12 protein-coding genes and 1 pseudogene are annotated in these 13852 nt (G+C 70.2%); 12 read left to right on the plus strand and 1 reads right to left on the minus strand.

Features of this window, described 5'->3' with window-relative positions; translation table 11 throughout:
• The first annotated feature begins 157 nt into the window (after positions 1-157).
• The 11 genes from NYP18_RS06950 to xerD all read left to right on the plus strand — a co-directional run bounded on the left by NYP18_RS06950 (position 158) and on the right by xerD (position 11243).
• Positions 158-1075: a hypothetical protein gene (locus NYP18_RS06950; RefSeq protein WP_259427457.1), complete on the plus strand. Its 918-nt coding sequence runs from the start codon at positions 158-160 to the stop codon at positions 1073-1075.
• A 30-nt stretch (positions 1076-1105) separates the two neighbouring features.
• Complete coding sequence (locus NYP18_RS06955; RefSeq protein WP_259427459.1) at positions 1106-2089, plus strand: HAD-IIA family hydrolase; 984 nt, start codon at positions 1106-1108, stop codon at positions 2087-2089.
• The gene (locus tag NYP18_RS06960; protein ID WP_259427460.1) at positions 2083-2217 is read left to right on the plus strand and encodes a hypothetical protein; all 135 of its coding nucleotides are present in this window, start codon (positions 2083-2085) and stop codon (positions 2215-2217) included. The genes NYP18_RS06955 and NYP18_RS06960 overlap by 7 nt, the downstream gene beginning before the upstream one ends.
• Before the next feature lie 13 nt (positions 2218-2230).
• Positions 2231-3055, plus strand: coding sequence for a TlyA family RNA methyltransferase (locus NYP18_RS06965; RefSeq protein ID WP_259427461.1), 825 nt, complete (start codon positions 2231-2233; stop codon positions 3053-3055).
• 23 nt (positions 3056-3078) lie between these two features.
• A complete protein-coding gene (locus NYP18_RS06970; protein WP_439648070.1) occupies positions 3079-4005 on the plus strand; it encodes an NAD kinase in 927 nt (308 codons plus the stop codon).
• A 46-nt stretch (positions 4006-4051) separates the two neighbouring features.
• Positions 4052-5779 carry a DNA repair protein RecN gene (gene recN, locus NYP18_RS06975; RefSeq protein WP_259427462.1) on the plus strand — a complete coding sequence of 576 codons (1728 nt, stop codon included), beginning with the start codon at positions 4052-4054 and terminating at the stop codon, positions 5777-5779.
• Between the two features lie 42 nt (positions 5780-5821).
• Positions 5822-7015: a putative cytokinetic ring protein SteA gene (gene steA / locus NYP18_RS06980; protein ID WP_259427648.1), complete on the plus strand. Its 1194-nt coding sequence runs from the start codon at positions 5822-5824 to the stop codon at positions 7013-7015.
• Between the two features lie 17 nt (positions 7016-7032).
• Entirely contained in the window at positions 7033-7971 is a 939-nt protein-coding gene (locus NYP18_RS06985; protein ID WP_259427463.1) for a copper transporter, read from the plus strand.
• An 82-nt stretch (positions 7972-8053) separates the two neighbouring features.
• Entirely contained in the window at positions 8054-9673 is a 1620-nt protein-coding gene (pyrG, locus tag NYP18_RS06990) for a CTP synthase (RefSeq protein ID WP_259427464.1), read from the plus strand.
• Between the two features lie 5 nt (positions 9674-9678).
• Positions 9679-10341 carry an NUDIX domain-containing protein gene (locus NYP18_RS06995; protein ID WP_259427465.1) on the plus strand — a complete coding sequence of 221 codons (663 nt, stop codon included), beginning with the start codon at positions 9679-9681 and terminating at the stop codon, positions 10339-10341.
• On the plus strand, positions 10341-11243 hold the full coding sequence (xerD, locus tag NYP18_RS07000; RefSeq protein WP_259427466.1) for a site-specific tyrosine recombinase XerD: 903 nt from the start codon (positions 10341-10343) through the stop codon (positions 11241-11243). The genes NYP18_RS06995 and xerD overlap by 1 nt, the downstream gene beginning before the upstream one ends.
• Here xerD and NYP18_RS07005 read toward each other — a convergent pair.
• A pseudogene (locus tag NYP18_RS07005) lies at positions 11191-12661 on the minus strand (ATP-binding cassette domain-containing protein). The gene xerD and the pseudogene NYP18_RS07005 overlap by 53 nt on opposite strands.
• Positions 12662-12884: 223 nt before the next feature.
• On the opposite strand from NYP18_RS07005, the gene NYP18_RS07010 reads away from it, so the two are divergent.
• The gene (locus tag NYP18_RS07010; protein WP_259427662.1) at positions 12885-13799 is read left to right on the plus strand and encodes a hypothetical protein; all 915 of its coding nucleotides are present in this window, start codon (positions 12885-12887) and stop codon (positions 13797-13799) included.
• Positions 13800-13852 lie beyond the last annotated feature (53 nt).

The following is a 13852-nucleotide window of genomic DNA, read 5'->3' on the forward strand; positions in this document are numbered from 1 at the left end:
GCACCCGGGAGGGTGTGGGAGAGTAGGTTACCGCCGACGCTAAAATTTAACAGAGGAATGAAAGGCGCGGCCTGTCGAGTTGAGAGTCTTCTCCTCGACAGGCCGCGCTTTTCGCGTATCTGCCGTCAATGCAGAGAATATGGGAGAAAATAGTCACATGTCCGATCGCCCGTACCGTGACCGTCAGAATGATTCCCGCGGAGGACGTCCGCAGCGCCCTGGTGGCCCCCGCCGCGATGATGCGCGCGGTGACTACCGCGACCGTCGTGAAGGTAGCGGCGACCGGGACAACCGTGACCGCCGTCCGGGTGGGGAGCGTCGTCACGCACAGCGGGCCGGTTCGGACCGCTCCCAGCAGGTGCGCTCGGGCCCGCAGCGTTCCGGCTTCCGTGAGGAGCGCCTGAACAAGCGGCTGACGGAGCCGGATCTGCCGGATGACATCGAGATCACCGACCTGGATCCGATGGTGCTGCAGGACCTGAAGGTCCTGTCCAAGGACAATGCGGATGCCGTCGCCCGCCACATGATCATGGCAGCCACCCTCATGCAGGATGACCCGAAGCTGGCCCTGCGCCACGCCCGTGCGGCCAAGGACCGAGCCGGACGTGTGGCCGTCGCCCGTGAGACCAACGGCATTGCCGCCTACCACGCCGGGGAGTGGAAGGAAGCCCTCTCCGAGCTGCGTGCGGCCCGCCGCATGTCCGGCGGCCCGGGCCTCATGGCCGTCATGGCCGACTGCGAACGCGGTCTGGGCCGCCCGGAAAAGGCCGTTGAACTGGGCCGTTCCGAGGAAGCCCGTCTGCTCGACAGGGAAGGTGCCGTGGAGCTCGGCATCGTCATCGCCGGGGCACGTCTGGACATGAGCCAGCCGGAGGCCGCGGTGGTCACCCTGCAGCGGCTCAACCCGGACCAGAACGCCACCGGTGCGGTCAACGCCCGGTTGTTTTATGCCTACGCGGACGCCCTGGCCGCCGCCGGCCGCACCGCAGAGGCCGTGGAGTGGTTCCAGCATGCGGACAAGATCGACGAAGAGGAAATGCTCGATGCGGCCGATCGCATCGCCGAACTGTCCTGACCCGTCGCCGCCTGACTAAGCTGGGAAACCATGAGCCTTCTCGCCACCCACGATGCCCTGTTGCTTGATCTGGACGGAACCGTCTGGGAGGGGGGTCGAGCGATCCCGGGAGCGGTGGAGGCCATCAACGCCTCCCCGGTCCCGGGTATCTACATCACCAATAACGCGATGCGTTCCCCGGCGGATGTCGCGGAGAAACTGCGGGCCATCGGCCTGCAGGCGGCGGAGCAGGACGTGGTGACCTCAGCGCAGGCCGCCATTGACCTGGCCGCCGAGCACCTGTCACCGGGGGATGCGGTCTTCGTCATCGGCACCGCCTCCTTCAGGGAACTGGCCGGCCGGGCCGGCTATGTCGTCGTCGATTCGGCGGACGACAAGCCCCGGGCGGTGCTGCAGGGCCTGGATCCGGAGGTGACCTGGGCGCAGCTCTCGGAGGCGGCGCTGGCCATCCGGGGTGGGGCCCTGTTCTTCGCCTCCAACCTGGACACCACCCTGCCCACGGAGCGGGGCCTGATGGTGGGCAACGGCTCCATGGTCGCGGCGCTGGTCTCCGCCACGGGGGTGACCCCGACCTCAGCGGGCAAGCCCCTGCCCGCGATGATGCTCAACGCCGCACGCCGCATGGGTGCGCAGAATCCGCTGGTGGTGGGCGACCGCCTGGACACCGACATCGAGGGCGGCAACGCCGCCGGCATGCCCACCTTCCAGGTGCTCACCGGGGTCTCCGGGCACATTGCCCTGCTGGAGGCGGTCAAGGAGCAGCGCCCTACCTACATCGCGGAATCCCTCAGCGAACTGACCTCCCCGGCAACAGATCTGTGCCCCGGCCCGCAGGGTGGTTTCACCGCCCGGGTCGACGGCAACGACATCCTGCTCGAGCGCGGTACCGCTGACTCCACCTCGATCCAGGCGCTGCGCACGGTACTCCAGGTGGCGTGGGCGCTGCCGAAACCGGCGGATCTGATCCGCCCGATGAGCGATGACGCCTACCGTGCGGTGGCGGACTGGTGGTGAACCCGGGGGACGTCGAGAAGCAGGTGGCGGAGATCCTCGCGGAGACACCCGCTGGCCTGGCGGAGGAGACGGAACAACTCACCCGGGCGCACGCGGTGCTGCACCGCGCACTGCAGGACAACGGATAGATAGGGGACAGGCATGGCTGTCGCACGCAGGCGGCTGGACGCCGAACTGGTCCGCCGGAAGATCGCACGCTCCCGCGAGCAGGCGGTGGAGATGATCAAGGCGGGCCGGGTCTACGTCGGTGGTTTCCAGGCGCTGAAGCCGGCCACCGTCGTTGAACCCGAGGTGTCCATCCGGGTGGAGGAGGCCGGGGATGATGACTGGGCGTCGAGAGGTGCCCATAAACTCCTCGGCGCGCTCGAGGTCTTCGAGCCGCAGGGGCTGAGGGTCGCCGGCCGGAAGGTCCTCGATGCGGGCGCCTCGACGGGTGGTTTCACGGATGTGCTGCTGCGTCGCGACGCCGCCGAGGTTGTCGCCGTCGACGTGGGCTACGGCCAGCTGATCTGGCGGCTGCAGAATGACCCGCGCGTGCGCGTGCTCGACCGCACCAACATCCGGCACCTGACGCCGGAGATGTGCGGCGGGCCCTGCGACATGATGGTCGGCGACCTGTCCTTCATCTCCCTGCGCCTGACCCTGCCGGCGATCGCCGCCGCCCTGAGCGAGGGTGCGGACCTGCTGCCCATGGTCAAGCCCCAGTTCGAGGTGGGCAAGGACCGGCTCGGCTCCGGCGGCGTGGTGCGCAGCCCGCAGCTGCGTGCGGAGGTCACCCGCGAGGTCGCGGAATTCGCCCTCACCCTGGGGCTGAGCTGCCGTGGGGTGGTGGCCTCGCCGCTGCCGGGACCCAGTGGGAACGTAGAATATTTTCTGTGGCTGATCAAGGACGGCGGCGCATCCGCGCCCGCGCCGGAGCAGCTGGACACAATGATTGACCAGGCCGTGCAGGAGGGACCCCGTTGAGTGAGCACCTGACCGAAGAATCCGTGGCTGCGGAGCAGCGCCACATCCTGCTCGTGCCGCACACCGGCCGCAGCAAGAACATTGACGCGGCGGAGCGTACCGCCGAACTCCTCGATTCGGCGGGCATCACCGTCCGTGTCCTCGTCCACCAGGACGGCCGCCCCCTGGAAGGCAGCCCGGTGCTCTCCCGGCTGTCGCGGGTCACGCACACCGCGGACGCCGCCGAGGGTTGCGAGCTCGTGCTCGTCCTCGGTGGTGACGGCACCTTCTTGCGCGCCGCCGACCTGGCGCATTCCGTTGACGTGCCGGTGCTCGGTATCAACCTCGGGCACGTCGGCTTCCTCGCCGAATGGGAGGTCGAGTCCCTCGATGTGGCCATCCAACGGGTCATCGACCGCAGCTACCGTGTCGAGGACCGCATGACCGTCGACGTCACCGTCCTGGACAATGACCTCGAGGTCATCGGACGTGGCTGGGCGCTCAACGAGGTCAGCGTGGAGAACCTCAACCGCCGCGGCGTGCTCGACGCGATCCTGGAGGTTGATGGCCGGCCGGTGTCCTCCTTCGGTTGCGACGGCGTGCTCATCTCCACGCCGACGGGTTCCACGGCCTACGCCTTCTCCGCGGGTGGGCCGGTGCTGTGGCCGGAGCTCGATGCCATCCTGGTGGTGCCGAATAACGCACACGCGCTGTTCACCAAGCCGCTGGTGGTCTCCCCGCATTCCACGGTGGCGGTGGAATCCAACCCGGAGTCCTCACCGGCGATGGCGGTCATGGACGGTTTCCGGCCGATCCCCATGCCTCCGGGTTCGCGCGTGGAGGTCGTGCGCGGCGCGCGTCCGGTACGGTGGGTACGTCTGGATGATTCGACCTTCACCGACCGTCTGGTGACGAAGCTGCGGCTGCCGATCTCCGGTTGGCGCGGTCCCCGGACGCAGAAAAATCCCTGAGTCCCAATACCGGGAGTAGTACACGTGTTCGCGTAGGGTGGGCCGCATGCTTGCTGACATCGCCATCGAGAACCTCGGTGTCATCCCCGCCGCCTCCGCTGAGCTGGCCGCGGGGCTGACGGTGCTCACCGGTGAGACCGGCGCCGGAAAAACCATGGTGGTCACCGGTCTCCGGCTGCTGGCCGGCGGCCGCGCCGACGCCTCGCGGGTGCGCAACGGTGCTGGCCAGGCAGTGGTCGAGGGCCGTTTCCTCACCTCCTCAATGGCTGCGGACGCCGCCGCTCAGGTCGCCGAGCTTGTCGACGCCGCCGGGGGCACCCCCGACGAGAACGGCGAGTTCATCGCCTCCCGCACCGTCAACGCCAACGGCCGTTCCCGCGCGCACCTGGGCGGGCGTTCCGTCCCGGCGGCCACCCTCGCCGAGTTCGCCGCCCCGCTGCTGACCATCCACGGCCAGAACGACCAGCTGCGCCTCCTGGCCCCGGACCAGCAGCTGGCAGCACTCGACCGCTTCGACCCGGCGATCGGCCCGCTGCTGGAGAATTACCGGAAGGTGTGGCGGAAGTGGCGCGACCTGGAGAAGGACCTGCGCCAGCGCACCGAGTCCCGCCGGGAGCTGGCCCAGGAGATCGACCGGCTCCAGTTCGCCCTCGACGAGATCGATGCCGTCGAGCCGGAGCCGGGGGAGGACGTCGAACTGCTCACCCGCATCCGGCGTCTCCAGGACGTGGACACCCTCCGGGAGGAGGCTTCGACGGCGCTGGGCTCCATTGACGGGCCGGAGGCCTTCGGCGGCTGGTCCGAGGAGGACCCCGCCTCCACGCTGCTGGGCCGGGCCGAGGCCGCACTCAGCGGCTCCGAGGACACGCAGCTGAAGGAACTGGGGGGCCGGCTCACGGAGATCACCGCCCAGCTCGGCGAGATCGCCGCGGAGCTCGGTGGTTTCCTGGCGGACCTGCCGGCGGATCCCGAGCAGCTGGAGGAGCTCCTCCAACGCCAGCAGCAGCTGAAGCTGCTCACCCGCAAATACGCCCCCGACATCGACGGCGTGCTCACCTGGCGGGACAAGGCGCGCACGAGGCTGGGGAGGATCGACATCTCCTCCGAGGCGCTCGATGAGCTGAAGAAGCAGGTCGCGTCCGCGAAGAAGACGATGACGGCCGCGGCGAAGAAGCTGAGCGCCGCCCGGCAGCAGGCCGCCGGGCACCTGGCCGACCAGGTCACCGCGGAACTGCAGGGCCTGGCCATGGCCAAGGCCCGCCTCGTTGTGGAGGTCCGTCCCGTGACCCCGGGCCGCGAGGGTGCCGACGAGGTCGAGCTCATGCTCGCACCCAACGCATCGACCCCGGCACGTCCGCTGGCCTCCTCGGCCTCCGGTGGTGAGCTCTCGCGCGTCATGCTCGCGCTCGAGGTGATCCTCTCCGCCGGCACGCAGGGAGCGACGCTGGTCTTCGACGAGGTGGACGCCGGTGTCGGTGGGCGTGCGGCCGTGGAGATCGGTCGGCGCCTGGCCCGCCTGGCCACCCGCAACCAGGTCATCGTGGTCACCCACCTCCCGCAGGTCGCCGCCTACGCGGACACCCACCTGCACGTGGCCAAGGACGTCGGCGATGAGGCCGTGACCTCCGGGGTGCTCACCCTCGATGCGGAACAGCGGGTGGAGGAACTCGCGCGCATGCTTGCGGGCCTGGATGACACCGACACCGGCCGGGCGCACGCCGCCGAACTGCTGGAACGGGCGGGTACCGAGCGTGGGGAGTTTCGGCGCGGCTGAGCCCCGCGCGCCTTCACCATTCCGGTGGCCGTGGCCGCCACAATGGGCGCCATGAGTCTGTTCTCCCGCACCGCCGACCTGCCCGGGCTGCAGGGCACCCTGCGCGACTGCACGACCGCGGGCAGGGGTTACTCCCGCCTGCGCGCCGGCGACATCGCCGTCATCAACACGCCGGACATCTCCCGCCAGGATGCGCAGCGCCTCCTCGAATCCAAACCTGCCGCCGTGCTCAACCTCTCGCAGTTCTCCACGGGTGCGGTCCCCAACTTCGGCCCCCACATGCTGCTGGACGCCGGTGTCCTGCTCGTGGAGAGTATCGGTGCGGAGGCAGGCACCGCCCTGAAGAACGGCAAGAAGGCCCGGATCACCGAGGAGGGGGAGATCCACGTCGGGGAGAAGCTGGCCGGCACCGGCCGGGTGCTCACCCCGCAGGCTGTGGAGGCCACCTTCACGGATGCCCAGCAGTCGCTGGTCGACCGCATGGAGGCCTTCTTCGGCAACACCATTCAGTTCATCCACTCCGAGGGCCCCCTGCTCATCGACGGCCTGGGTATCCCGGATACCGGCACCGAGATCCGTGACCGGAAGGTGCTCGTGGTCAGCCCGGGTGCGGAACACCGCAATGAGGTGAAGCTGCTGCGCAACTTCATCCGGGAGTACTCACCCGTGATCGTGGGCGTGGATTCCGCCGCGGACACCCTGCTGGAGCTGGGCTACAAGCCTGACCTGATCGTGGGCAACCCGGCCGGCATCGGCGCGGACACGCTGCGCAGCGGGGCGCGCGTGGTCCTGCCGGCGGACCCGGACGGCCACGCCGCCGGGCTCGAGCGGATCCAGGACCTCGGGGTCGGGGCGATGACCTTCCCGGCCGCCACCGATTCCGCCACGGATCTCGCGCTCCTGCTCGCCGACTACCACGGTGCGGAGCTGGTCGTGCTGGCCGGCAGCCCCTTCGACCTCAACGACGTCTTCGCCGATGAAGCGGGTGCGACCCCGGCGGCCCTGCTCACCCGTTCCAAGCTCGGCCCCCGTCTGGTCGACGCCAACGCCATCGCCGGGCTCTACCACGTCAGCGGCGGCCGGAGCATGGCCTGGCTGTGGGCGCTGCTGGGCGTCCTCGTCGGGCTGGCCGCGATTGTGCTGGTGGTGGGTCTGACCGGCCCGTCCTCCTTCACCGACAACCTCGTCGACACCTGGAACAGCATCGCGCTGACCTTCCAGGGCTGGTTCCGCTGAGAAGGGGGTTTCAGGACATGGCACGACGTGGACAGGGCAGGGCCGGCTGGCTGGTCGGTGGACTTGGTTTCGGGGTGGCGGCGGGTGTGCTGCTGGGCACGCTGGTGCTCGCCCCCAACATGCCGGAGGGCTCAAACCTGGGCAGCGGTGCGGCCCAGCAGGAGCTGGCGGCCGCGGAGACCCGCGCCGACATCGCCGAGGCCCAGGCCGCCTCGGCGGACAGCGTCGTCGGTGAGCTGGCGGGCCCGGCGGTGGCGGGCACGCTCGCGGACCGGCCGGTCCTGCTCATCCGCACCGCGGATGCGCAGGAGGAGGATGTCACAGGTGTCCGGCTCCTGCTTGCCGAGGCCGCCGCCGTCAGCGCCGGCACCATCACCCTGGGTGAGCAGTTCCTCGCCGCGGAGGGTGCGGACCAGCTGAAGTCCATCGTGGCGAACACACTGCCCGCGGGGGCGCAGCTCTCGGAGGAGCGGCTGGACCCGGGGCTGCACGCCGGTGAGGCGCTCGGTTCCGCACTGCTGCTTGATCCGGGGACGGGCGAGGAGCAGGCCACCTCGGAGGAGCGCGGTCTGCTGCTGCGTTCCCTGCGGGAGGCCGGCTTCCTCGATTACGAGGACGGCACCATCCTGCCGGCGCAGGTCATCGTGGTGGTCACCGGTGATTCAGCCGGGGGCGGTGAGGCAGCTCTGGCGGCCCGGAACCTGGCGGACTTCGTCGCCGCCCTCGACTCGCGCGGTAACGGTACCGTCCTGGCGGGACGGATCCACACCGCGGCGGAGACCGGTGCCGTGGGCCTGCTGCGGACGAACCCGGACAACGGGGTCTCCACGGTTGATTCCGTCGGCCGCGCGGTGGGCCGTATGGCCACCGTGCTGGCCGTGCGGGAGCAGCTGGCGGGGGAGACCGGATCCTACGGTTCGGCCGGTTCCGCGGAGGCGGTGAGCCCGGCCCCCTGATATCAAGGGGTTCCTATCTGTCGGTGGACAGGTTATTCTGAGGTCCCGTAGTGCTCCACACCACGGACCCCGGGAGACCCGCATGCCCCACACCACCCGCCACATCATCGTCACAGGAGGGGTCGTCTCCTCCCTGGGCAAGGGCCTGACGGCCGCCAGCCTGGGACAACTGCTCAGCGCCCGCGGCCTGCGGGTGACCATGCAGAAACTCGACCCCTACCTCAACGTCGACCCCGGCACGATGAACCCCTTCGAGCACGGCGAGGTCTTCGTCACCGAGGACGGCGCGGAAACCGACCTCGATCTCGGCCACTATGAGCGCTTCCTTGACCGTGACCTCGACCGCACGGCCAACATCACCATGGGGGCGGTGTACTCGGAGGTCATCGCCAAGGAACGCCGCGGCGACTACCTGGGCAGGACGGTCCAGGTCATTCCGCACGTCACCGACGAGATCCGCGACCGCCTGCGCGCCCCGGCGGACGTCGACGTCATCATCACCGAGATCGGCGGCACCGTCGGCGACATTGAATCCCTGCCCTTCCTGGAGGCGGTCCGGCAGCTGCGCCGCACGGTCGGCCGGGAGAACATCGCCTTCATCCACGTCTCCCTGGTGCCCTGGCTGGCACCCTCCGGGGAGCTGAAGACCAAACCCACCCAGCATTCGGTGGCGCAGCTGCGTTCCCTGGGCATCCAGCCCGATGCCGTGGTCCTGCGCTGCGACCGGGAGGTCCCGGCCAATCTGCGCCGCAAGATCGCGATGATGTGCGATGTCGAGGACGCAGGTGTCATCTCCTGTGAGGATGCCGCCTCCATCTACGACATCCCCGGCATCCTCCACACCCGGGGCCTGGACACCTTCCTGCTCGGGCGTCTGCAGCTGCCCGCCGGGGAACCGGACTGGCGGAGCTGGGATGACCTGCTCGAACGGGTCCATCACCCGCGGGGGAAGGTGACCGTGGGCATCGTGGGCAAATACACCCGGCTGCCCGACGCCTACCTCTCCGTCGTCGAGGCCGTCCGCGCCGCCGGTTTCCACCACCGGGTGGAAGCCGAGGTGGTGTGGATCAGCGCCGAGGACTGCACCCGCCCGGCAGCTGCCGCGGAGGCGCTCGCCGAAGTGGACGCCGTGATCATCCCCGGCGGCTTCGGCCCCCGCGGCATCGAGGGCATGATCGGGGCCGTGCGCCACTGCCGCATCAACCGCGTGCCGCTGCTGGGCATCTGCCTGGGCCTGCAGACCGTGGTCATCGAGGCCGCCCGCACCGCCGGGATGAGCCGTGCGACCTCCACGGAGTCCGATCCCGAAACTGACACCCCGGTCATCGCCACCATGGCCGAGCAGCAGGCGGCCGTCGCCGGGGAAGCGGACCTGGGGGGCACGATGCGCCTGGGCGCCTGGCCGGCCACCCTCCAGGAGGACTCGCTCATCGCACAGCTCTACGGTGAGGTCTCCGTCTCTGAGCGCCACCGCCACCGCTACGAGGTCAACAACGCCTACCGCGAGCAGATCACCGCCGGCTCCGGTCTGCAGTTTTCCGGCACCTCCCCGGACGGGGGCCTGGTCGAGTTCGTCGAATACCCCCGGCAGCAGCACCCCTATCTGGTGGCCACGCAGGCCCACCCCGAGTACCGCTCCCGCCCGACGCGGGCACACCCGCTGTTCACCGGACTGCTGGCCGCCGCGCTGCCGGTAGATTGATCGGCATGACCCCACCCGGCACCCACGATTTCCGTGTCCTGGACACCGAGCTGCTGCTCGAGTCCCCGATCCTCGCCGTACGCCGAGACACCCTCGCCATGCCCGGCGAAGGCACCGGCCGCCGCGAGATCGTCGAGCACTTCGGGGCCGTCGCCGTTGTCGCGGTCCGCGACAGCGGGGAGATCGCCCTGGTCCGCCAGTACCGCCACAGTGTCCGAGCCCGGCTCTGGGAACTGCCCGCCGGGCTTCTCGACGTCGACGGCGAGGACGAACTCACCACCGCCCGGCGCGAGCTCGCCGAGGAGGCAGGCCTGGCCGCTGACCGCTGGGACGTCCTGTGCGACCTGGTGACCTCACCCGGTTTCTGCGACGAGACCGTCCGTGTCTTCCTCGCCCGCGACCTGCATGACTGCGAACGCGGGGAGGTGGAGCACGAGGAGGCCGACATGATCCTCGAGTGGACACCGCTGGACACCGCCCGCGGAATGATCATGGCCGGGGAGATCATCAACGCCATCGCCATCTCCGGGATCATGACCGCCGCCGAGGTGCTCGCCGGGCGCGCCACCCCACGGCCGGTCGACGCACCCAACCCGTGGCGGCCCACGGCGCTGCCACGGCGGCGTCGTGAAGCAGGGGTGGGGCCGGACCTGAAGAGGCTGCCCTAGTGGCGGGCACACGCGAGATCGCCGCGACCTGGCTCGACCACCTCGCCGTGGAACGCGGACTGTCCGCGAACACGCTGAGTAACTACCGCCGCGACCTCGACCGCTACCTCGACTGGCTGGAGGCCGCCGGCCGCACCGACCTGGCCGAGGTCGCCACCACCGACGTCGAGGCCTACGTCGCGGACCTGCGCCGCTCCGGACTCGCAGCCAGCTCCGCCGGCCGGGCCCTCGTCGTCGCCCGCGGCCTGCACAAATTCGCCGTGCGCGAAGGAGCCGTCGGTGTCGACGTCGCCGCCGAGGTCTCCCCGCCAGCCACCGGACGCCACCTGCCGGACACCCTCAGCATCGCCGAGGTGGCCACGCTTCTCGACGCCGTGCCCACCGATGACCTGGCCACCCCCGTCGACCTGCGCGACAAGGCGTTGCTGGAACTGCTCTACGGCACCGGTGCCCGCATCTCCGAGGTCACCGGCCTGCTCGTCGACGATGTCACCGACAGCGACGGCATCCTGCGCATCACCGGCAAGGGCGGCAAACAACGCCTCGTCCCCGTCGGCTCCAAGGCACTCGAGGCGGTCGAGGCCTACCTGGTCCGCGCCCGCCCCGCCTTCGCCCGCGGCCGCAGCCACGCACTGCTGCTCAACACCCGCGGCGGGGCGCTGTCCCGGCAGAGCGCCTGGGCGGCCCTGAAGACGGCGACGCAGCGCGCCGGGCTGGACAAGGAGATCTCCCCGCACACCCTGCGCCACTCCTACGCCACCCACCTGCTGGAGGGTGGGGCGGATGTCCGCGTCGTCCAGGAGCTGCTCGGCCATTCCTCGGTGACCACCACCCAGATCTACACGCACGTCACCGCGGAGAATCTCCGGCAGGTGTGGCGGGAGGCGCATCCGCGGGCCTGAGTTCCAGGCGCGGCCAGTGGGCCGTGTCGGCGAGCAGCTGCCGGTCGTGGGTGACCAGGATGACCGCCGCCTCCGTCTCCGCCAGGGCCCTGGTCAACTGGTCGACGGCGTTGATGGACAGGTGGTTGGTGGGTTCATCCAGCAGCAGGACCGCGGGTCCGGTACCGAGCATGCGGGCGAGGTCGCGGCGCCGGCGCTGGCCCATTGACAGCGTGCCGGCATCCTCCCCGGATTCCTGGTGGAGACGCCCGATCCGGGCGGGATCGGACACGGACACACTGCCGGTGGTGGGGGAGAGCGCCCCGGTGAGCACGTCGAGGAGGGTGGATTTCCCGGCGCCGTTGGGGCCGGTGACCACGAGACGGTCACCACCGCGCACCGCCAGGTTGACGGGCCCGGTCAGCCGCCCGGCCACGGTGATGCCCTCCGCCCGCAGGTAGGTGCGGGTGGGGCGGGCGTGCAGGCGGGGGAAGGTGAAAGCCGGCGGGGGTGGCGGGACTGTCACCGCGGCGGCGTCGAGGGCCTGCTGCCGGCGTTTCACCGCCTGCACTACAGCGGGTGTGTGGGACTGGCGGGTGTGTTTTCCCGTGCCCTTGGGCGGGCGCCAGCCGGTGGACAGGCGGGTCTGCGCCTGCTGCAGATCGGAACGCAGCTGCGCGTGGCGGGTGGTGTGGGCGGCGTAGTCATCGGCCCAGGCCTGTTCCAGGGCGGCGCGTCCGGCACGGTAGCCCTCGTAGCCGTTGCCCCAGGTCCGCGGCAGTCCGTCCGGGGTGGGATCGAGATCGAGGACGGTGGTGGCCAGATCGGCCAGCAGTGCCCGGTCGTGGGAGACGGTGAGCACCGAGCCCCGCCGCTGGCGCAGCTGCGCGGTCAGGTAGGTCAGGCCCGCGTGGTCGAGGTGGTTGGTGGGTTCGTCGAGGAGCAGATGGTCGTGGTGGGTGCCCAGGAGGCAGGCCAGCCGCACCCGGTAGCGCTGGCCGACGGAGAGATCCGCGAGGGGGACATCGGCGCCGAAGTCGGCGTCGAGGGCGGCCAGTGCGGCGGTGACCCGGCGGCGGGCGTCCCAGGCGTCGAGGAGTTCAGCCGCGGCCAGCGCCGCCTCGTACTCCCCGGGGTCGGTTTCGATGGTGTCCAGGGCAGCGTCGAGACGCTCGAGCGCCTGCTCGGCGGGCCGGATTACCTCGCGGACGGCATCGCCCACGGTACGGCCGTCGCCGGCCGGAATCCGGGAGGAGACGGCCGGTGAGGGTGTGGAGCAGGGTGGTTTTGCCGCGGCCGTTCTCGCCGACAATGAAGAGCCGGTCGCCGGGGGAGAGCGCGAGCGAGAGATGGGTGAAGATGGGGCGGGTGCCGAGGGTCACGGAGATGTTCTCCGCGACGAGCTGGGCACGACGGTGTGCCGGAAGAGGGGAGTTCATGGAGGAGCTTTCTGTACCGGAAGGTCTGCAGGAACACGAAGGCGCGCCAGCAACACGGCAGCCGCCTGAGAAAGGGCGGGGCCGGTGGGCGCGCGGGGGTGGTTCCTACAGGAAGTACAGATGCATGAAAATGAGTGTATCTCTTCCGGTCCGGCGGGTGAATCCCCGGCCGGGCGCGTAAGGTGAGCGGTCGATTCCTCACATCGCCGACGAAAGGACATCCGTGCGCCGCGCCATAGCTCTTGCTGCACTGACCGCCATGCTGGGTCTGGCACCCGCCACCGCCGCCGCACAGCCGGCACTCCCACCGGGGGTGAGCGTCCAGGACATCATCAGCGGACCGATCGCGGTTCCCGCCGGGCAGACCACCACCGTGGACCTCGGCGTCCCCGTGAGCGTCAGCCACCACGCCGGCGGCTGGTCGGTAGTCTCCGCCGGTACGAGCGTCTCGGTGACCGCCCCTGCCGAGGGCGGGGCCAGCACCGTCGTGCCCGTCTCCGCTGCCGGTTACAGCGCCAGCCTCACCCTCGTGGCGGAGGGAGCCCCGGCCCCGGCCCCCGCACCGGCAGCTGATCCGGCCCCGGCCCCCGCCGCGGAGCCGGCCGATGTCCCGGCCACGGATCCGACGGCTGACCCTGAGGAAGCAGCCTCCCCGGTGGCACAGGTTGACCGGGGGGCTGCCGAGCACATCCAGCTTGAGTCCGCCGTCGAAGGCAACCGCATCACCGCCACCCTCGGGATGGTCCAGGCGTTGAAACTCTTCAACCAGTTCAAGGACGTCTCCCGCGAGGGCCTGGGACTGCGCTACCTCGACGCCGCGGGACGTCCCGTCGAGGGTGTCACCCGCGAGATCGACGAGGTCTCCCGGACCCTCACCCTGACCTACCCGGAGGGGCAGACCCCGGACAACCCCTTCATCATGGAGGTCGTCCGCGATGGCACAGCCGTCGCCGTGGTCACCTTCACCGACCCGGCGGCACCGGTGGCACCGGGTGCCGAGGCTGTTGACATGGCGGCGGTGACGGCCACGGATGCCGGTGCGCGCACCGGCACGATCGTCGTGGCCGGGGTGGTCGGTCTCGTCCTGCTGGTGGGCGGCGGGCTGCTGCTCGGCCGACGCCGCCGGGCCGACGCCTGAGGTTCTTCCCCCGGAAAGCATCTCTGAATCAAGTCTGAAATCTTGACTGAAAT

Source organism: Corynebacterium lemuris, from assembly GCF_024919295.1.
Taxonomy (GTDB): domain Bacteria; phylum Actinomycetota; class Actinomycetes; order Mycobacteriales; family Mycobacteriaceae; genus Corynebacterium; species Corynebacterium lemuris.

What these genes read in the sequence shown, in the direction of transcription:
- recN (WP_259427462.1), top strand. Translation starts at nt 4,052, where the DNA reads ATGCTTGCTGACATCGCCATCGAGAACCTCGGTGTCATCCCCGCCGCC.
- NYP18_RS06950 (WP_259427457.1), top strand. Translation starts at nt 158, where the DNA reads ATGTCCGATCGCCCGTACCGTGACCGTCAGAATGATTCCCGCGGAGGA.
- steA (WP_259427648.1), top strand. Translation starts at nt 5,822, where the DNA reads ATGGGCGCCATGAGTCTGTTCTCCCGCACCGCCGACCTGCCCGGGCTG.
- NYP18_RS06965 (WP_259427461.1), top strand. Translation starts at nt 2,231, where the DNA reads ATGGCTGTCGCACGCAGGCGGCTGGACGCCGAACTGGTCCGCCGGAAG.
- NYP18_RS06995 (WP_259427465.1), top strand. Translation starts at nt 9,679, where the DNA reads ATGACCCCACCCGGCACCCACGATTTCCGTGTCCTGGACACCGAGCTG.
- NYP18_RS06985 (WP_259427463.1), top strand. Translation starts at nt 7,033, where the DNA reads ATGGCACGACGTGGACAGGGCAGGGCCGGCTGGCTGGTCGGTGGACTT.
- NYP18_RS06955 (WP_259427459.1), top strand. Translation starts at nt 1,106, where the DNA reads ATGAGCCTTCTCGCCACCCACGATGCCCTGTTGCTTGATCTGGACGGA.
- pyrG (WP_259427464.1), top strand. Translation starts at nt 8,054, where the DNA reads ATGCCCCACACCACCCGCCACATCATCGTCACAGGAGGGGTCGTCTCC.